This is a genomic window from Pseudomonas lurida (assembly GCF_002563895.1).
In the GTDB taxonomy this organism is placed as follows: Bacteria; Pseudomonadota; Gammaproteobacteria; order Pseudomonadales; family Pseudomonadaceae; genus Aquipseudomonas; species Aquipseudomonas lurida.
In genome coordinates this window covers 2,824,216-2,842,418 of the sequence record NZ_PDJB01000001.1, presented here as the reverse complement: position 1 = coordinate 2,842,418, position 18,203 = coordinate 2,824,216, and the positions used below count along the sequence as shown (strand labels likewise).

Sequence of the window (18,203 nt, the reverse complement as noted above, 5' to 3'; positions counted from 1 at the left end):
GCAGCGTTCGCTGCGGCAACGGGCTGCTGTTGCCCAAAAAAACTAAAAACGAGAGTAAAACCATGCGACCAACAATGCGCTACTTCACCCTGATCCCCGTGCTCGGCGCCTTGGCGAGCCCGGCCATGGCCGTGCAGGTCACCGACAACCTCGACCTCGGCGGCGCCATCCGTGCGCGCTGGGACTACGACCCGGACCGCGACATCCAGAAGTTCGGCCTGGACACCGTGTTCCTCAGCGCCAAGTACAACTCCGACAGTTGGATCGGCGAGGCGCAGTACCGCTTCTACGGGCGTTCGTACCCCTACCAGTACACCAAGAACTACGGTGATATCCAGTTCGCCAAGTTCGCCTGGGTCGGCTACAAATTCAACCCCGAGCAGCAAGTGCAGGTGGGCCTGAATACCGTGCCATTTGGCTTGCAGCCGTACTTTGGCAGTACCTTCTACGAAACCCTGGGCAACGTGATCGGGCTGGAAGATGTGCAGCAGGTCGGCGCCAAGTACGTGCAACAAAGCGGCGACTGGAACATCCAGGCCGGCTATTACCTGCGACCGGCGTGGCAAGGCAAGGGCACCAGCAAGGGCGTGACCTATTCCAGCGTGGTCTCCGGCGCCGACAGCTACGTGGCCGACGGCAGCGACAACCAGGAACGCAACACCGTTGTGCTGCGCGTGGCCAAGGCCCTGGAGCTGGGCGACTGGAAGTCCGAAGTGGGCCTGTCGGGCCTCACCTCGACCCTGGAAAACAAAGACACCGGCAACGATGGCCGCCGCAACGCGGTCGCCGTTCACTACCTGGGCAAGAATGGCCCGTGGGGCCTGCAATTGCAGGCGGCACGCCAACAGATGTCACCGCGCAACGCCGGCACTGACGAAGTGGTAACCCTGGGCGGCTATGACGGCACCTTCAACGTTGCCAGTCGCGGCAACCTTTATGTGGCCGACTTGAGCTACGACGTAGGCGGCAAATACCTGTGGGATCAGGTCAGCGGTGTGAAGCTGTATGCCAACTACAGCGCCTTTGATAAATCCGCCGATGAGTTCAAGACGTCGCAGCGGGTGATCCTGGGCACGTCGTTTTCGTTCAGCAAGTTGTGGATCGCCACCGAGTGGTTGATTGGCAAGAACGATCCTTACATTGGGGGCAGCAGCTATACCCAGAGCTTGGGCGCTGGGGGTAGCAATCAATGGGAAAACCAGCTGTACATGAACATCGGGTATTACTTCTAATAGAAAGTGCCCGTACTGGCGCGATCGCAGGCAAGCCAGCTCCCACACTTGATCGGCGGTGCGGTCAAACTGTGGGAGGGGGCTTGCCCCCGATAAGGCCAGCACAAACACTCTAAAAACAATGTGTGGAATACCCCATGCGCCAACTGCCTTCCCTCAACATGCTCCGCATCTTCGAAGAAGTCGCCCGCCACCGCAGCTTCAGCCAAGCTGCCGTGGGCCTCAACGTGACCCAAGGCGCGGTGAGCCGCCAGATCAAGCAACTGGAAGACTACCTCGGCGTCGCCCTCTTCATCCGCACTCCCCAGGGGCTGTCACTCACCGAAGTCGGCTTCGCCCTGTCCCCGCACCTGAGCGACGCCTTCGACCATATCGAGCGCGCCCTGCAAGCCGTGCGCGTGCCCAACCTGCGCCAGCGCCTGCGCATTGTCGCGCCGCCGACCTGGGCGACGCGTTGGTTGTCCGCGCATTTGCGGCGTTTCTGCGAGCGCTACCCGGATATCAACCTCAGTGTCACGCACCAGGCGACCCACGACAGCCTGGCGGAAATCGACTGCCAGATCCGCTTCGGCCTGGATCCGGCGGCCCATTGCAGCAGCGAACTGTTGGTGATGGAACGTCACATCGCCGTGGCCAGCCCCGAGTTGTTCAGCAACGGCCAGCCGCCAGACCTGCGGCGCTACCCACTGCTGCATATCCTGCACGACGGCAAACGCTTGAGAGTCTGGGAGAACTGGCTGGCGGCCATGGGCCGAGACGATATTGATGCGGACCAGGGCCTGGAATTCAGCACCCTCGACCAAGTGATCCATACCGCCCTGGCAGGCGGTGGCTTAGCGGTGATCGATCGGCAGATGATCGAACGTGAACTGGCCAACGGCAGCCTGTTGCCGATCACCCCCGTGGAAGTGATCGGTCCTTATGGCTATTGGCTGGATGTGGCGACGGAAAAACAGGGTTTATCCAAGGTTCGGTTGTTTACGCAGTGGCTGGGGCAAGTCAGCAACCCCTGACACCGGCGGCGCCTCGGCCTTGCACGCTTGGCTCAAGGTCAACGCCTTGGTTTCCGGGGCCCAGGCCCAGGAGATGATTGCACCAAACACCAGGATCGCCGCGAGAATGCCCATGGTCGGGCTCAAGCCGATTCCGGCCACGCTCACCGGCAACAGGAAGGTACTGATCGCCGACCCCAGACGGCTGACCGCTGTGGCCAGGCCGATACCGCTGGCGCGCACTTCGGTGGGGAAGCTTTCTGCGGGGAACACACCCACCAGGTTGCTCACCGCTGACAGTACCAAGGTGAATACGCCGAAGGTCAGCACCATCAACCACGCCATGCTTCCCGGCAACACCGCCAAGAGAAACAGCGCCGCCGCGAGGATGATGAACGAATTGATCAAAAATCCCCGGCGCGAAAACTTCACTGTGCACCCTATTCCGATCAGGGCGCCGACAATCAGCAGCAGGTTAAGCAGCAGCTCGGTGCCAAAGCCTTGGGACAGGCCCATCTTCTGCAGGATCGACGGCAGGAAGGTATAGATCGCGAAATACGGCATCACGATGCACACAAAGAACAGGCAATTGAACGCTGTGCGCTTGCGGTATTCACGGCTGAACAGCACCCCGTAGCCAGAGCGGGTCTGCGCGGACGGTTCTTCGTCCAGCACCACGTGCTCGCCCAGGTGTTTCTTGACGATGGCGCGGGCTTCGGCAATGCGTCCACGGTTGACCAGCCAGCGTGGCGATTCCGGGGTGCCAATGCGCGCGATCAGGATCAAGCCGGCGGGAATCGCCGACGATGCCAGCATCCAGCGCCAGGCATCGTCGCCCAGGCTGAGCATCGCGGTGCCGACAAAGGTCGCGGCCACGTAGCCGAAGGTCCAGATCACGCTGAACGACCCGAGCAATACGCCGCGATGTTTCTTCGGTGAAAACTCGGCGAGCATGGCGTGCCCGACACTGAAGTCGCCGCCCAGGCCTATGCCAATCAGGATCCGGCACAGCAACAGCCCCATGGCCGTCTCGGCATAGAACTGCATCACCGAGGCCACGGTGATCAGCACAAAGCTGACCAGGAAAATTTTCTGCCGGCCGAGGGTGTCGGATATCCAGCCGAAAAACAGGCTGCCCAGAAACAGACCGATCAGGGCCGAAGCACCGATCAGGCCTTGCCAGAAGGCATCCAGTTGCATTTGTGGGCTAAGCAGGGTGAAGGCAATGCCGATCAGGCCGAGGATATAGCCGTCGGTAAAATGCGCGCCGAAGGTCAGGCCGGCAATTTTCAGGTGAAAGCGGCCGATTGGCAGATCGTCGATTTTGACGGATTGAGCAGTCATGGTGTTCTCCCTATTGTTGTTCTTGACGGAGTAACGACGGGAAGCCCTTGTACGCGCTGGCTTACCGGCGATTGCGGTGTATCAGTAGCCCATAGGCAAGCTGACCCACCCTCATCGCCGGCAAGCCAGCGCCTACAGGGAATCGGCGGTGGTTCAGAGACCGCCCATCAACAGGTATTTGATCTCCAGGTAGTCATCCAGGCCGTACTTGGAGCCTTCACGGCCCAGACCTGATTCCTTGATGCCGCCGAATGGCGCGACTTCCGTAGAAATAATCCCTTCATTGATGCCGACCATGCCGGCTTCCAGGCCTTCGGCCATGCGCCACACGCGGCCGATGTCACGGCTGTAGAAGTACGCGGACAAACCGAACGGCGTGTCGTTGGCGCGTTGCAGCACTTCGGCCTCATCGTTGAAACGCAAGCACGCAGCTACGGGACCGAAGGTTTCTTCCTGGGCGATAAGCATATCGCCGTGGGCTTCGGTGAGGATGGTCGGCTCGAAGAAAGTGCCGCCCAAGGCATGGCGACGGCCCCCGCACAGCAGCCTGGCGCCCTTCTCCAATGCGTCACCCACATGGGCTTCGACCTTGGCCAGGGCGGCAGCGTTGATCAGTGGGCCTTGTTCGGTTTCGCCGTCCAGCGCGCTGCCGACACGCATGGCGCTGACGGCCTCGGCCAGCTTGCGGGTGAAGGCGTCGTACACGCCGTCCTGGATAAAGAAGCGGTTGACGCACACGCAGGTCTGCCCGGTGTTGCGGAACTTGGAAGCCATGGCACCTTTGACGGCGGCGTCGAGGTCGGCGTCGTCAAACACGATAAACGGCGCGTTGCCGCCCAGTTCCAGCGAGACCTTTTTAAGCGTATCCGCCGCCTGGCGCATCAGCAGTTTGCCGGTGCGCGTGGAGCCGGTGAACGACAGCTTGCGCACCACGCTGGAAGCTTGCAGCGCACCGCCAATCGCCACGGCATCGCCGGAGACGATGTTGAACACGCCGGCCGGAATCCCCGCCTGCTCGGCCAATACCGCCAGGGCAAATGCCGACAAGGGCGTCTCCTCCGATGGCTTGAGGATCATGGTGCACCCCGCCGCCAGCGCCGGGCCGACCTTGCGAGTGACCATGGCCAGGGGGAAGTTCCACGGCGTGATCGCCGCGACTACACCGATAGCCTCCTTGACCACGATGATGCGCGCATCCGCCTTGTGGCTCGGGATCACATCACCATAGGCGCGCTTGGCTTCTTCGCCGAACCACTCCAGGAAGCTCGCGGCGTAGACCACTTCGCCCATGGCTTCGGCCAGGGGCTTGCCCTGTTCCAGGCTCAGCAAACGGGCCAGGTCCTGCTGGTTGCTGAGCATCAGTTCGCTCCAGCGCTTGAGGCGCTGGCTGCGTTCCTTGGCAGTCAGCTTGCGCCAGGCAGGCAGCGCACGTTCGGCGGCGTCGATAGCCAGGTTCGTTTCTTCGGCAGCGGCGCGCTGTACATCAGTAATCAGCGCGCCATTGGCCGGGTTGACTACCGGGTAGGTCGGGCCGCCACTGGACCATTGGCCGTCGATGTAGTTGCCGGTACGGATCAGCGGGTTCATGCCACGGCCTCGATCAGGTTGAAACGGTCCAGGCCCGGACGGGCCGCACGCAGGATGCGCTTGCCGGCGGTGTAGTCGTTGATCACATCGCACGGGGTGTAGTTGCGTTCGAGCTCGTGGAGTTCCTCGGCATCCAGCTGGGTATCGAGGGCTGCCAGTGCGCTGTCGAATTGCTCGGTGGTGTCGGCGCCGACCAGCATCACATCGACGCCTGGATGGTGGGCGACCCAGGCCTGGGCGATCTGTGCGTTGGACACACCACGGGCGCGGGCCACACGTTGTACCGAATGGGCGATGTCGAACGACGCTTGGTCGCTGTACATCTGCTGGGTGAAGAAATCGGTCTGGTTGCGCGTCGATTGCACCTCACCGGTGAGCAGGCCACGGGCCAGCGGGCTGAACACCGAGACGCCCAGTCCCTGGTCGCGGCAGAACGGAATCATCTCGCGCTCTTCCTCGCGGTAGGCGCAGTTCAGTTGCAGTTGCATGTTAATCGGCTTGACCCAGCCATTACGCTCGCAGGCCATGAGGATCTTCGCCAGTTGGCCGGTGAGCATGGTGGATACGCCGATGTAGCGCGCCTTGCCGGCACGCACGATGTCGTTCAGCGCGTTCATGGTTTCTTCCACCGGGGTGTTCACGTCGAAGTAATGCAGCATGAACACGTCGACGTAATCCATGCCCAGGCGACTTAGGGAGGCGTCGATGCTGTCCATGATGTGCTTGCGCGAGTGACCGCTGGCGTTGATGCCACTGCGGGTGCCGTAGCCGACTTTGGTGGTGACCACGATGTCCTCGCGCCGCGCCACGCGCTTGAGGATGCGCCCCACTACTTCCTCGCCGACGCCAGCGGAGTAGAAGTCAGCCAGGTCGATGAAGTTGACGCCATTGTCCAAGGCGTGGGCGACGATGGGCTCGCTTTGCTTTTCGTCGAAGATCCATGGTTTCCAGTCCGGGGTGCCCATGTTCATGGTGCCCAGGCATAGGCGCGAGACTTGCAGGCCGGAGTTGCCCAAACGGATGTATTGCATGGGAGTCTCCTCAAGCCTTTGGCGTGTAGAAAGGGTTGCTGATGTGGTTGACCACGTCAGCCAACTGCGCGGTGTACGGCGTCCCGGTCAAGGCGGCACGGATCGCCGTGCGGCAGGCGTTATAGTTGTTCAGGTAGACCGCATCCAGGTCATCGCAGGCCGGGTTGACCCAGTTGGCGGTGACGATGGCCCATTCGTCTTCGGCTTCGGGTGGCAAGGTGCCGTCGAGCAAGGCTTCGAGCACCGCCTTGGCGATGCCGGCCTGGGAGGCACCCCAGGTGGCGTTGCCGTGTAGGTCGCTGCTGATTTCGGCCTTGTTGACGTACAGGGTCATGGGCTTGACCGGGATATTCGGCTGGGCAATCACCATGAAGGGGCAGTGTCCCTGGCTTGGGGAGGCCAGGCTGTTGGCAAATGCCTGGCCGGCCGGGCCGTTGCGGGGGCCGATCAGGATGTTGATGTGGGCCGCGTTGACACCCGGGCCTTCGAAACCTTCGCCGATGTAGAGATCCAGTGTTTTCATTGCGCAAACGCTCATTGTTGTTATGGGAGCTGGTTGGCGATTTTTTAGCACTGGCGGTGAAAGTGGCCGTAACCATTAAAAGTCATGGGGCTGTGAGTTTTGCTCATACCCCTGCGACGATCGATGCCGGCTTGTGTCGTTGACCATCGTTACTACACACCATATAGTGTGCCCACAAACAGAACAGACCACTACATAGTGTGCAGCATGCGTATTTATCGACCACACTATGCGCAGTATTTCAATGCCTAGTAGCCTGCAAATTGCATATTTTTGGACGGGTTCACACACCGTCAGAACGGATCAGGAAGGAGTATTTCAATGCTGAGTTGGGATGAAGTCGACAACGAAGACACCGGTGCAGCGGTGATCAAGGGCGCCAACGCCGGCCATGCCAGCGAAGCCAACATGGATCGCCTTGACGGCGCCGGTGCCGCTGCCGCGCTGGAAGCCCGCAACGTGACTGCCAACGACTCCGCCGCCATCGTGCGCGCCAAGGCTGCGCTGGACAAACTCGACGTCGCCGAAGGCCTCGCTGAACTCGAAGGCTCCGCCGCCCGCGTCGCCGTTGACGAAAAGCGCATGATCAACTGCCGCGCCGACCTCAACCAACTCGTGCCCTTCAAATACGACTGGGCCTGGCAGAAGTACCTCGACGGCTGCGCCAACCACTGGATGCCGCAAGAGGTCAACATGACCGCCGACATCGCCCTGTGGAAAAACCCCGAAGGCCTGACCGACGACGAACGTCGCATCGTCATGCGCAACCTCGGCTTCTTCTCCACCGCCGACTCCCTGGTCGCGAACAACCTGGTGCTGGCCGTGTACCGCCTGATCACCAACCCCGAGTGCCGCCAGTACATCCTGCGCCAGGCCTTCGAAGAAGCGATCCACACCCACGCCTACCAGTACTGCATCGAATCGTTGGCCATGGATGAAGGCGAGATCTTCAACATGTACCACGAGATTCCATCGGTCGCCAAAAAGGCAGCCTGGGGCCTGAAGTACACCCGCTCGATCTCCGATCCGAAGTTCGAAACCGGCACCGTCGAGACCGACAAGGAACTGCTGCGCAACCTGGTCGCCTACTACTGCGTCCTGGAAGGCATCTTCTTCTACTGCGGCTTCACCCAGATCCTGTCCATGGGCCGCCGCAACAAGATGACCGGCGTCGCCGAGCAGTTCCAGTACATCCTGCGCGATGAGTCGATGCACTTGAACTTCGGTATCGACGTGATCAACCAGATCAAAATCGAAAACCCACACCTGTGGGATGCCGAGATGAAGGAAGAAGCCACCCAGATGATCCTGCAGGGGACGCAACTGGAGATCGAATACGCACGTGACACCATGCCGCGCGGCGTGTTGGGCATGAACGCGGCGATGATGGAGGATTACCTCAAGTTCATCGCCAACCGTCGCCTGTCGCAGATTGGCTTGAAGGAAGAGTATCCAGGCACCACCAACCCGTTCCCGTGGATGAGCGAGATCATGGACTTGAAGAAAGAGAAAAACTTCTTCGAGACCCGTGTGATCGAGTACCAGACCGGCGGCGCGCTGAGCTGGGACTAACCCACGACGTGGATCTGGAAATGTGGGGGCGGGCTTGCTCGCTTCCACATTGGGTCCGTGGTGTTCTACAGATTTTGCACATTGCCTTCTTATGCCCAATCAACCCATCAAGACGCCTTGTGTCGGCCTGTGCTCCACCGTTTACGGGGACCTGGTCTGCCGGGGCTGCAAGCGTTACCACCACGAAGTGATCCAGTGGAACGGCTACAACGCCGAGGAAAAGCAGGCGGTGTGGCTGCGCCTTGAGCAGTTGCTGGTGCAAGTGATGACCAGCAAGCTTGAGGTGTTTGATGCGCACCTGCTGCGCCAGCAACTGGAAAATCGCAAGATTCGTTTCATGCCGCACCAATCGCCGTACTGCTGGGCGTACCAGCTGATTGCCCGGGGTGCGCGGGTGATTTCCAAGCTGGATGCGTATGGGCTGGCATTGCTGCCGGAGTTTCGCGAACGCAGCCTGGCGGACTTGCGCGACGCGATTGACCGGGAGTTTTTCCTGCTGTCCGAGGCCCATTACGAGCGGTACATCGCCCCAGGTTTTCTGAAGGAAGCATTCGGCCCCGCCCTGATCGCCACCCTTTAGCCGGCCCGGCTTGCCGGCGATGACGTCTGTAAGATCGCCATCACCGGCAAGCCGCGCGCCGACCGGTTCAAGTGTTCCAGGACGCTTCGCGTTCCGCCTGCAGGCCATACCGCTCAATGGCCTGTTGGCACACCAGCGGCTCCAGGCTGCCCTGCTCCACCAACGCCGTCAGCGCTGCCAGCACGAGATGATGGCGATCCACCTCGAAAAAATCCCGCAACGCCGCCCGTGTATCACTGCGGCCAAAGCCGTCAGTGCCGAGCACGGTGTAGGGAGAGTCCAGGTACGACGCGATCATCTGTGGCACTGCCCGCACATAGTCGGACACTGCGATCACCGGCGCGCCGTTGGGCAAGCAATCATTCACATGGCTGACCCGTGCAGCAGCCTGCGGATGCAAGCGATTCCACCGCTCCACCTCCCGCGCGTCCCGCGCCAGTTCGCTGAAACTGGTCACGCTGAACACCTCGCTCGCCACCTGCCAATCCTGCGCCAGCAAATGTGCCGCCGCCTGGGCTTCGCGCACCAGCGTGCCGGAACCCAACAGGCGCACGCGCGCGCCGGTCGCGCCCTGCAGGCGGTACATGCCCTTGATGATCGCCGCTTCAACGCCATCGGGCAGGCTGGGCTGCGGGTAGTTTTCGTTCATCAGGGTCACGTAGTAGAACTCGTCCACATCGTGCTCCAACATCTGGCGCATGCCGTGGTCGAGGATCACCGCGAATTCCCCGGCGAACGCCGGGTCGTAGGCGCGGCAGTTGGGCACGGTGGCGGCCGTGAGATGGCTGCTGCCGTCCTGATGTTGCAAGCCTTCGCCACCCAGGGTGGTGCGCCCGGCCGTAGCACCCAGCAGGAAACCACGGGCACGCTGGTCGGCGGCGGCCCAGATCAGGTCGCCCACGCGCTGGAACCCGAACATCGAGTAATAAATGTAGAACGGCAACATGCGCAGGCCATGCACCGAGTAGCTGGTGGCCGCCGCGACCCAGGAGCTGATAGCGCTGGCTTCGCTGATGCCCTCCTCGAGGATTTGCCCGTCGGTGGCTTCGCGGTAGCTGAGGATCGAACCAATGTCCTCTGGCTCGTAGCGCTGGCCGACACTGGAATAAATACCGATCTGCTTGAACAGGTTGGCCATGCCGAACGTGCGCGCTTCATCGGCAACGATGGGCACGATGCGCGGGCCCAGGGCGTTGTCCTTGAGCAAGTGGGTGAGCATGCGCACGAAGGCCATGGTGGTGGACATTTCCTTGCCGTCGGCGGCCGTGGCGAATCCGGCGTAGCCCGACACGGCCGGCACGGCGACGGGGGCCGCGGTTTGGCCGCGACTGGGCACGTAGCCGCCCAACGCCTGGCGGCGCTGATGCAAGTAACGTGATTCCAGGCTGTCCGGCGCGGGTTTGAAGAAGCTCAGGGACTCGGCCTGCTCATCGGTCAGCGGCAACTGGAAGCGGTTGCGGAATGCGATCAATGCCTCGCGGTCGAGTTTCTTCTGCTGGTGGGTAGTCATCTTGCCCTGCCCGGCTTCGCCCATCCCGAAGCCCTTTTTGGTTTGCGCCAGGATCACCGTGGGCTTGCCCTTGCTCCGACGTGCCGCGTGGTAGGCCGCGTGGATCTTGACCATGTCGTGGCCGCCACGCTTGAGGCGGTCGATCTGCTCATCACTCATGCCCTCGACCAGTCGGGCCAGTGATTCACTCTGACCGAAAAAGTGCGCTCGGTTGTAGGCACCGTCCTTGGCGGCGAAGGTCTGGAACTGCCCGTCGACGGTGTTGGACAAGGTATGGACCAGCGCACCGTCCGTGTCGTTGGCCAGCAAGGCATCCCAGTCCGAGCCCCACACCAGCTTGATGACATTCCAGCCGGCGCCGGCAAACAACGCTTCCAGTTCATCGATGATACGGCCATTGCCGCGCACCGGGCCGTCGAGGCGTTGCAGGTTGCAGTTGACCACCCACGTGAGGTTGTCCAGGCCTTCGCGGGCGGCCAGGGTCAGGGCCGACATGCTTTCCGGTTCATCCATCTCGCCGTCGCCGAATACGCCCCAGACATGGCGGTCGGTGGTGTCCTGCAAGCCGCGGTGCTGCAGATAGCGCATGAAGCGCGCCTGGAAAATCGAGCTGATCGGGCCGATACCCATGGAACCGGTGGGGAATTGCCAGAAATCGGGCATCAACCACGGGTGCGGGTAGCTGGACAGCCCGCGTGCGCCAACGGCCGGCCCGCCGATCTCCTGCCGATAGTGGCCCAGATCGTTTTCACTCAAGCGCCCCTCAAGGAACGCACGGGCATAAATACCGGGGGCTGAATGCGGCTGGTAGAACACCAGGTCGCCGCCAAACCCTGGGTTGCGGGCGCGAAAAAAGTGGTTGAAACCCACTTCGAACAAGTCCGCCGCACTGGCGTAACTGGCGATATGGCCGCCGAGTTCGCCGTAGGCCTGATTGGCACGCACCACCATCGCCAGCGCGTTCCAGCGGACCAATGAGGCCAGGCGCTCTTCGGTGGCGAGGTCGCCGGGGAACGCCGGTTGCTGCGCCACGCTGATGCTATTGATATAAGGCGTGCCGTGGCGCGGTTTCCAGTCGATGTGCGCAGCGCTGGCGTCCTCGGCCAGCAGGTCGAGGATCTGTCGCGCCCGCTCGGGGCCGGCGTTGGCGACCAGCGAAGCGAGGGCATCGCGCCATTCATCCAGTTCTTGCTGGTCAGTCACTGCATGTGTGAAACCGTTCATGGGCACCTCCGGGCTTTTTTTCCAGTTTATGTCGGCACTGAAGGATTTTTTGCCTGTTATCAGGCGCCGAATACTGAATTTTGAGCATGAATCACTGCCAATCGGTCTTTTCCCAGCACGTTGTGCTCAAGCACCCGCTGCTCTCGCAATTGTGTTTAAAATGCCGCCCGCTCAATGACTGACGTTTAACGATGACCCCAGACGCACTCGCCACCCTGCATACCCACTTGCTGACCGCCCTGGCTACCCCACCAGCTGAAACCCGGCGCTTGTTCCATGGCCGTGGCCGTTGCTGGCCAGGCCTGGAGCAACTCACAGTGGACTGGTTGCAAGGCGTGCTGCTGGTGTCGTTGTTCAAGGAGCCCGACGCTGCGCAGCTGCAAGCCTTGAAACAGCTGTTGCACACCCAGTTCGGCAGTTACACCGTCGCCCTGCAACATCGCTACCTGCCGCAAAGCACCACCGAGTGGCTGGTGGGCGAGCCCGTCGACGAGCTGACGATCACCGAAGGCGGCCTGCGCTACCTGATCGACTTGGGTAAAAAACAGAACAGCGGGCTGTTCCTCGACATGCGCTACGGGCGCAACTGGGTGCGCGACCAGGCAAAGGGCCAGCGGGTGCTCAACCTGTTTGCCTACACCTGCGGCTTTTCCGTGGCGGCCATCGAAGGCGGCGCCGACCATGTGGTGAACCTGGACATGGCCCGCGGCGCCCTGAGTCGTGGCCGCGACAACCATCGCCTCAATGGTCATGACCTGGGCAAGGTCAGTTTCCTGGGCCACGACCTGTTCAAGTCCTGGGCCAAGGTAACCAACAGCGGCCCCTACGACCTGGTGATCATCGACCCGCCGTCCTTTCAGAAAGGCAGCTTCCTGCTGACAAAGGACTACCAGCGGGTGCTGCGCCGCCTGCCGGATCTGCTCACGCCACGGGGCACCGTGCTGGCCTGCATGAACGACCCGGCCTTCGGCGAAGATTTCCTGATCGACGGCGTCACCCGCGAAGCACCCGGCCTGCGCTTCGTGGAGCGCTTGGAAAACCCACCGGAATTTCCGGATATCGACGCACAAAGTGGCTTAAAGGCATTGGTGTTCCGCCAGGGTTGATGCCGAAACGTCCTACGCTTGCTACGCTAAGTGATACACCGGGGTGGTGAACCTTCTTACCCTCTTCCCGGTCGATACCTGCATTCCTCGGCCAGACTCGACGGCGTCACGTTGTCGGCTGCCCTGTTTCACCTTTTGGAGAACCGCCCGTGATATCGACCCTGCATGTAGCCAGACTCAAAGCCTGGGGCGCCCACGGCTTTACCGCCACCGGCGTGGTCTTGGCCTTCCTGGCCACCCTGGCGCTGCTGGAAAACTCACCCAAGGCCTGCCTGCTGTGGCTGGGCCTGGCGCTGGTGGTGGACGGTGTCGATGGCTCGCTGGCGCGACGGGTGAATGTCAGCACGGTATTGCCGAGCTTCGATGGCTCGGTGCTGGACCTGGTGATCGATTACCTCACCTACGTGTTTATTCCGGCACTGTTCATCTATCGCTATATCGATCTGCCGGACTTCACCCACCTGTTTACCGTCTCGGTGATCCTGGTGTCGTCACTGTTTTGCTTCTGCAACGTGAACATGAAGAGCAAGGACAACTACTTCGTCGGTTTCCCCGCCGCGTGGAACGTGGTTGCGCTGTGCGTCTATATCATCCAGCCGGAAGCCTGGGTCACCTTGCTCACCGTGATTGGCCTGGCGCTGCTGACCGTGACGCCGATGAAGTTCCTGCATCCGTTCCGGGTGAAGCGCTTTATGCCAATCAACATCGCCGTGACCACCATCTGGTTGCTGTGCAGTTTCTTGATGGTGGTGGACCACCCGAATACCAACCCCTGGACGTTTGGGTTGTGGTCGCTGATGTCGGCGTACTTCCTGGGGATCTGTATCTGGCGCACGGCGCTGGAGTGGCTGGAAAAACGTCACGGCTGATCGCGGTTAACCCTGTGGGAGCGGGCTTGCCCGCTCCCACATTTGGATTTGCGTATAGCGGACGAGTAAGATGGCGGCCTTTCGCTTAGCGCCCTGCCAATAATAAGCCCAGCCAATGCCCTTCGAACTCAGCGTAGACCTCACCACCCTTGCCATCCTGGCGGTTGTCGCCTTTATCGCCGGTTTCATCGACGCCATCGCCGGTGGCGGCGGCCTGCTCACCACCCCCGCCTTGCTCACCGCCGGCATGCCGCCGCACCTGGTACTGGGTACCAACAAGCTCAGTTCCACCTTCGGTTCGGCCACGGCCAGTTTTACCTTCTATCGCCGCAAGCTGTTCCACCCGCGCCAGTGGGTGCACGCCATCGTCGGTACGCTGGTGGGCGCACTGGCTGGCGCGGTGGTCGCGCACTACCTGCCGGCTGAAACCCTGAACAAGATGCTGCCGGTGATCGTGTTCGCCTGCGGCGTGTACCTGCTGTTCGGTGGCACGCCCAAGGCGCCGCTGGATGCCGATGCACCGATCAAGAAGAAGTGGCAATCCACCCAGGGCTTCGGCCTGGGCTTCTACGATGGCGTGGCGGGGCCTGGCACTGGGGCGTTCTGGACCGTCAGCACGATGCTGCTGCACCCTATCGACCTGGTCAAGGCCAGCGGCGTGGCGCGCAGCATGAACTTCGTCAGCAACGCGGCGGCGCTGTCGGTGTTTATCTTCAACGGTTCGGTGGACTGGATCGTCGGCCTGGCCATGGGCGTGTCAGTGATGTGTGGCGCGTTCTTCGGCGCACGCAGCGCGATCAGCGGCGGCGCCAAATTCATTCGCCCGGTATTCATCACCGTGGTCCTCGGCCTGACGGTGCGCCTAGCCTGGCAACACTGGTTCAGCGTGGCCTAATCGACGGGCCAGGTAGAGATCGATCAGGTAACGCGCAATCGAGCGTGGCGCCGGCAATGGCGGCAGGTCGTGGATGTTGAACCACTGCGCGTCCTCGATCTCGTCGGCCTGGGGCACGATGTCGCCACCGGCGTACTCGGCATGGAAGCCGAGCATCATCGAATGAGGGAACGGCCAGCACTGGCTGCCCATGTACTGGATGTTCTTGACCTCCACTTGCACCTCCTCGCGTACCTCGCGGATCAGGCAGTCTTCGGCCGACTCACCCGGCTCTGCAAACCCTGCCAGCGTGCTGTACACCCCCGTGACAAAGCGTGGCGAACGCGCGAGCAGGATCTCGTCGCCACGGGTCACCAGCACGATCATGCTCGGCGAGATTCGTGGGTAGCTGCGCAGGTCACAGGCCTGGCAATACATCGCGCGTTCACGTGGCACCTGGACCATGGCCTGGCCGCAACTGCCGCAAAACCGATGCTCCCGTGCCCAGGTGCCAATCTGCGCGGCGTAACCCAGCACTTTGTACAGGGTGTGATCGCCTTGCAGCATGAAGCCCCGCAGGCCTTGCCAACTGCAGCCTGGCACCTCACCGGCGGAGTCGAGTTCCAGCAGGTACACCGGCTCACCGTCGAGGTGGCCGATACCGTGTTCGGCAAACACCGACAGGTCTTGGCGCTTGAGCCATTCCCGGGGGAACAGCGGGCCATTGGTGTCATGCAAAAAGCCGTCGCGGCTACGGGCAACGGCCCAGCCGCCGGGGGTTTCGTTGTCCAGCAGCGTTGTAGTAATCCAGCCTGGGGTCATGTCGGTCAATCCACGAATTCGGGTTTCTGCTTGCTCATGTGGGCCGCGATGGCCACGCGCAGGTCGTTGGATTGCAACATAGCCGAGTTCCAGGTGGCAACGTATTCCAAGCCATCATTGACTGTATGGTCACGCATGTAGCTGATCATGGCCTTGGTGCCGGTCACCGCAATCGGCGATTTGGCGGCGATGTCGTGGGCGATTTCCATCACGCCGGCCAACAGGCTGTCCTGATCGGGATAGACACGATTGACCAGGCCAATGCTGCGCGCTTCGTCGGCGCCGAACTGGCGACCGGTGTAGGCCAGTTCACGCAGCATGCCGTCACCGATGATGCGCGGCAGGCGCTGCAGGGTGCCAACATCGGCGGCCATGCCGATGTCGATTTCCTTGATCGAGAACTGTGCGCCTTCAGCGGCGTAGCGCATGTCACAGGCGCTGATCAGGTCGATGGCACCGCCGATGCAGTAACCCTGGATCGCCGCCAGCACCGGCTTGCGGCAGTTGTCGACGGCATTGAACGAGGCTTGCAGCTCAAGAATCTTGCGACGCAGCAGGCGCGCATTGCGGCCGACGTCCTTGCCAAACTCATTGGCCACCGAGGCCAGCATCATCAGGTCGATGCCAGAGGAGAAATGCTTGCCGGCCCCGCTGAGGACCACGGCGCGGACAGCGTCGGTGTCTTCGACCCATTGGAAGATGTCGATGATTTCGGTCCAGAACGCCGCGTTCATCGCGTTGATCTTTTCCGGGCGGTTGATCTGCACATGGGCAACGTTGCCGGCGAGTTCGACGACGAAAGCTTGGTATTCGGACATGGCAGTGATCCCTGACTGGCGAGTGATAAGGCCCGAACTATAACAAGGGAGCGCAACGGCACATCGGCCAAAAACGGGACGGGCAACAGTAACGCGATGGTATGAGCGCGTGGTTCGGGGCAGGCCGATACATTTCATCCAGGAGCCCCGGATTATCGGTTATACACTCTGGGCCACAGCCTGGAGCCGTTTATGCCGTCCACGTTCCGTTCATCATTGATTCTGGCCCTGGTGGTCGTGCTCACCGGCATTGGCGCCGGCCTCGGCGGCATGCTGCTGGCGCTGCTGCTGCATGGCGTCCAGCACCTGGCGTATGGCTACAGCCTCGACAGCCTGGTCAGCCATGAAACCTTTCTATGGGGGGTGACGGCCGCCGCGCCCGAACGGCGCTTGGCGGTGCTGGTGGTGTGCGGATTGTTAGCCGGCCTTGGCTGGTGGGCGCTTTACCGCTACGGCCGGCCGCTGGTGAGCATCAAGCAGGCAGTGTCCGAAGAGACGCCGATCATGCCGCCCAAGACCACCCTCGCCCACGCCTTGCTGCAGATCATCACCGTGGCCCTTGGCTCGCCCCTGGGCCGCGAAGTGGCGCCACGGGAAGTTGGCGCGCTGGCCGGCAGCTGGCTGTCCCAGCGCGCACGGTTGACCCCGGACCACCACCGGTTGATCGTCGCTTGTGGTGCCGGCGCGGGCCTCGCGGCGGTCTACAACGTGCCGTTGGGCGGCGCGGTGTTCGTGCTGGAGGTGCTGGTGGGCGCGTTCAGTTGGCCGGCGGCGCTGATAGCGTTGGCCACCTCGGCGATTGGCGCGGCGGTGGCGTGGATCGGTCTGGGGGCGGAGTCGCAATACGCAGTGCCGCATTTTGTGCTGAGCCCGGCGCTGATCACCTGGGCGGTGGTGTGCGGCCCTGTGTTTGGGCTGGCCGCCTATGGTTTTACTCGCCTGGCCGGCGCTGCGAGGGCACGCGCCGCACGCGGCTGGCGCCTGCCGGTGCTGGCGTTGATCAACTTCACGTTCATCGGCGGCCTGGCGATGCTGTTGCCGCAAATCCTCGGCAATGGCAAAGGCCCGGCGCAACTGGGTTTCGACAGTGAACTGACGATTGGCCTGGCCGCGCTGCTGTTGGTGGTCAAGGTGCTGATCACCACCAGCAGCCTGCGTGCCGGCGCCGAAGGCGGACTGCTCACCCCCGGCCTGGCCATCGGTGCGCTGCTGGCAATCATCCTGGGTGGCGCCTGGAGCCTGGCATGGCCAGGTGTACCCCTCGGCGCGTTTGCGATCATCGGCGCCGCGGCCTTCCTTGCCGCCAGCATGAGCATGCCGCTGACCGCAATTGTGCTGGTGGCGGAATTCACGCGCATCGACCATGACTTCCTGGTGCCGATCATCCTTGCGGTAGTGGGTTCAGCCTGCGTCAGCAAGCTGTGCCAGCGGAGCACGTAAAAACGCCGCAAAAAGCTGGATTAAACCCTGCACACACGCCATCCTTCGCGCTTTAAGCCGCCCCTTTCGCGGCGCTCGACGTTTAAAGGATATGCCCATGCACGCCCAGCCCCTCACCCCGGCCGAATTCGAATTCATCGAAAACACCCTGCTCAAGTACGGCGACGACCACTCGGTGCTGAACCTGGCCGAACTCGACGGCTACTTCACCGCACTGGTGTCCAGCCCGGCCCAGGTGGACGTGGCTGAGTGGTTCCCGGCGATCTGGGGCGGCCAGAACCCGGAGTGGGACAACATGGACGAAGCACAAAGTTTCCTCGAACTGTGCGTGCGCCACCTCAACACCGTGGCAAGCCAACTGGCCACCAACGCCCAAGGCTTCAAGGCTCGTTTCGACGAAACCGAACATCAGGGCCAGACCGTCACCCTGGCCGAAGAATGGTGCTTTGGCTACATCCGCGGCGCAGCCATCGGCAGCTGGCCGGAACTGCCGGCAGAACAGGCGGCGCTTCTGGAAAAAATCTCCTGGTGCGCCGAGCAGGACAACTTCGAACTGCCCGCCAACCTGGACGTGCAAGCACACCAGCAGCGCGTCAGCGAACTCGAACCGGCAGCGCGGGCGCTGCATGATTATTGGTTGGCAAAGCGATAAAGGCTGCAGGACGTCCCGGCTTTTGCC

16 protein-coding genes are annotated in these 18,203 nt (G+C 61.9%); 9 read left to right on the top strand and 7 right to left on the bottom strand.

Annotated elements, in window-relative coordinates:
• Positions 1-62 precede the first annotated feature (62 nt).
• Both ATH90_RS12765 and ATH90_RS12760 read left to right on the top strand, forming a co-directional pair.
• Positions 63-1,232 (top strand): hypothetical protein, encoded by a 1,170-nt coding sequence (locus ATH90_RS12765; RefSeq protein WP_098466410.1) that lies wholly within the window; start codon positions 63-65, stop codon positions 1,230-1,232.
• Between the two features lie 137 nt (positions 1,233-1,369).
• The gene (locus ATH90_RS12760; RefSeq protein WP_098466409.1) at positions 1,370-2,245 is read left to right on the top strand and encodes a LysR substrate-binding domain-containing protein; all 876 of its coding nucleotides are present in this window, start codon (positions 1,370-1,372) and stop codon (positions 2,243-2,245) included.
• Here ATH90_RS12760 and ATH90_RS12755 read toward each other — a convergent pair.
• The 4 genes from ATH90_RS12755 to fae form a co-directional block, all read right to left on the bottom strand.
• Complete coding sequence (locus tag ATH90_RS12755) at positions 2,192-3,568, bottom strand: MFS transporter (RefSeq protein ID WP_098466408.1); 1,377 nt, start codon at positions 3,566-3,568, stop codon at positions 2,192-2,194. The genes ATH90_RS12760 and ATH90_RS12755 overlap by 54 nt on opposite strands.
• Positions 3,569-3,721: 153 nt before the next feature.
• Positions 3,722-5,155, bottom strand: coding sequence for an NAD-dependent succinate-semialdehyde dehydrogenase (locus ATH90_RS12750; protein ID WP_098466407.1), 1,434 nt, complete (start codon positions 5,153-5,155; stop codon positions 3,722-3,724).
• A complete protein-coding gene (locus tag ATH90_RS12745; protein ID WP_098466406.1) occupies positions 5,152-6,186 on the bottom strand; it encodes an aldo/keto reductase in 1,035 nt (344 codons plus the stop codon). Before ATH90_RS12745 ends, ATH90_RS12750 begins: the two co-directional genes overlap by 4 nt.
• Before the next feature lie 10 nt (positions 6,187-6,196).
• The gene (fae, locus tag ATH90_RS12740) at positions 6,197-6,709 is read right to left on the bottom strand and encodes a formaldehyde-activating enzyme (RefSeq protein WP_098466405.1); all 513 of its coding nucleotides are present in this window, start codon (positions 6,707-6,709) and stop codon (positions 6,197-6,199) included.
• Between the two features lie 321 nt (positions 6,710-7,030).
• Here fae and ATH90_RS12735 point away from each other — a divergent pair, with 321 nt between their 5' ends.
• Complete coding sequence (locus tag ATH90_RS12735; RefSeq protein ID WP_034108883.1) at positions 7,031-8,281, top strand: ribonucleotide-diphosphate reductase subunit beta; 1,251 nt, start codon at positions 7,031-7,033, stop codon at positions 8,279-8,281.
• 91 nt (positions 8,282-8,372) lie between these two features.
• Positions 8,373-8,861: a DUF1289 domain-containing protein gene (locus ATH90_RS12730; protein WP_034104790.1), complete on the top strand. Its 489-nt coding sequence runs from the start codon at positions 8,373-8,375 to the stop codon at positions 8,859-8,861.
• Between the two features lie 67 nt (positions 8,862-8,928).
• Here the strand turns inward: ATH90_RS12730 and mdeB are convergent, their stop codons facing one another.
• Entirely contained in the window at positions 8,929-11,595 is a 2,667-nt protein-coding gene (mdeB, locus tag ATH90_RS12725; RefSeq protein ID WP_098466404.1) for an alpha-ketoglutarate dehydrogenase, read from the bottom strand.
• 191 nt (positions 11,596-11,786) lie between these two features.
• Here mdeB and ATH90_RS12720 point away from each other — a divergent pair, with 191 nt between their 5' ends.
• The 3 genes from ATH90_RS12720 to ATH90_RS12710 all read left to right on the top strand — a co-directional run bounded on the left by ATH90_RS12720 (position 11,787) and on the right by ATH90_RS12710 (position 14,465).
• On the top strand, positions 11,787-12,701 hold the full coding sequence (locus tag ATH90_RS12720; protein ID WP_098466403.1) for a class I SAM-dependent methyltransferase: 915 nt from the start codon (positions 11,787-11,789) through the stop codon (positions 12,699-12,701).
• Positions 12,702-12,850: 149 nt separating this feature from the next.
• The gene (gene pcsA, locus ATH90_RS12715) at positions 12,851-13,570 is read left to right on the top strand and encodes a phosphatidylcholine synthase (RefSeq protein ID WP_034104783.1); all 720 of its coding nucleotides are present in this window, start codon (positions 12,851-12,853) and stop codon (positions 13,568-13,570) included.
• 115 nt (positions 13,571-13,685) lie between these two features.
• Positions 13,686-14,465, top strand: a complete 780-nt coding sequence (locus ATH90_RS12710; RefSeq protein WP_034104782.1) for a TSUP family transporter — start codon at positions 13,686-13,688, stop codon at positions 14,463-14,465.
• Here the strand turns inward: ATH90_RS12710 and nudC are convergent.
• Positions 14,433-15,266 carry an NAD(+) diphosphatase gene (gene nudC / locus ATH90_RS12705; protein WP_098466402.1) on the bottom strand — a complete coding sequence of 278 codons (834 nt, stop codon included), beginning with the start codon at positions 15,264-15,266 and terminating at the stop codon, positions 14,433-14,435. The genes ATH90_RS12710 and nudC overlap by 33 nt on opposite strands.
• A 5-nt stretch (positions 15,267-15,271) precedes the next feature.
• Positions 15,272-16,084 (bottom strand): crotonase/enoyl-CoA hydratase family protein, encoded by an 813-nt coding sequence (locus ATH90_RS12700; protein WP_098466401.1) that lies wholly within the window; start codon positions 16,082-16,084, stop codon positions 15,272-15,274.
• A 192-nt stretch (positions 16,085-16,276) separates the two neighbouring features.
• Between ATH90_RS12700 and ATH90_RS12695 the strand changes: the two genes are divergently transcribed.
• Both ATH90_RS12695 and ATH90_RS12690 read left to right on the top strand, forming a co-directional pair.
• A complete protein-coding gene (locus ATH90_RS12695) occupies positions 16,277-17,524 on the top strand; it encodes a chloride channel protein (protein WP_098466400.1) in 1,248 nt (415 codons plus the stop codon).
• A gap of 97 nt (positions 17,525-17,621) precedes the next feature.
• Positions 17,622-18,176, top strand: a complete 555-nt coding sequence (locus tag ATH90_RS12690) for a UPF0149 family protein (RefSeq protein WP_034104774.1) — start codon at positions 17,622-17,624, stop codon at positions 18,174-18,176.
• Positions 18,177-18,203 lie beyond the last annotated feature (27 nt).

Excerpts from the sequence above, each read along its gene's own strand:
- ATH90_RS12765 (WP_098466410.1), top strand. The coding sequence starts at position 63 with ATGCGACCAACAATGCGCTACTTCACCCTGATCCCCGTGCTCGGCGCC.
- ATH90_RS12760 (WP_098466409.1), top strand. The coding sequence starts at position 1,370 with ATGCGCCAACTGCCTTCCCTCAACATGCTCCGCATCTTCGAAGAAGTC.
- ATH90_RS12755 (WP_098466408.1), bottom strand. The coding sequence starts at position 3,568 with ATGACTGCTCAATCCGTCAAAATCGACGATCTGCCAATCGGCCGCTTT.
- ATH90_RS12750 (WP_098466407.1), bottom strand. The coding sequence starts at position 5,155 with ATGAACCCGCTGATCCGTACCGGCAACTACATCGACGGCCAATGGTCC.
- ATH90_RS12745 (WP_098466406.1), bottom strand. The coding sequence starts at position 6,186 with ATGCAATACATCCGTTTGGGCAACTCCGGCCTGCAAGTCTCGCGCCTA.
- fae (WP_098466405.1), bottom strand. The coding sequence starts at position 6,709 with ATGAAAACACTGGATCTCTACATCGGCGAAGGTTTCGAAGGCCCGGGT.
- ATH90_RS12735 (WP_034108883.1), top strand. The coding sequence starts at position 7,031 with ATGCTGAGTTGGGATGAAGTCGACAACGAAGACACCGGTGCAGCGGTG.
- ATH90_RS12730 (WP_034104790.1), top strand. The coding sequence starts at position 8,373 with ATGCCCAATCAACCCATCAAGACGCCTTGTGTCGGCCTGTGCTCCACC.
- mdeB (WP_098466404.1), bottom strand. The coding sequence starts at position 11,595 with ATGAACGGTTTCACACATGCAGTGACTGACCAGCAAGAACTGGATGAA.
- ATH90_RS12720 (WP_098466403.1), top strand. The coding sequence starts at position 11,787 with ATGACCCCAGACGCACTCGCCACCCTGCATACCCACTTGCTGACCGCC.
- ATH90_RS12710 (WP_034104782.1), top strand. The coding sequence starts at position 13,686 with ATGCCCTTCGAACTCAGCGTAGACCTCACCACCCTTGCCATCCTGGCG.
- nudC (WP_098466402.1), bottom strand. The coding sequence starts at position 15,266 with ATGACCCCAGGCTGGATTACTACAACGCTGCTGGACAACGAAACCCCC.
- ATH90_RS12700 (WP_098466401.1), bottom strand. The coding sequence starts at position 16,084 with ATGTCCGAATACCAAGCTTTCGTCGTCGAACTCGCCGGCAACGTTGCC.
- ATH90_RS12695 (WP_098466400.1), top strand. The coding sequence starts at position 16,277 with ATGCCGTCCACGTTCCGTTCATCATTGATTCTGGCCCTGGTGGTCGTG.
- ATH90_RS12690 (WP_034104774.1), top strand. The coding sequence starts at position 17,622 with ATGCACGCCCAGCCCCTCACCCCGGCCGAATTCGAATTCATCGAAAAC.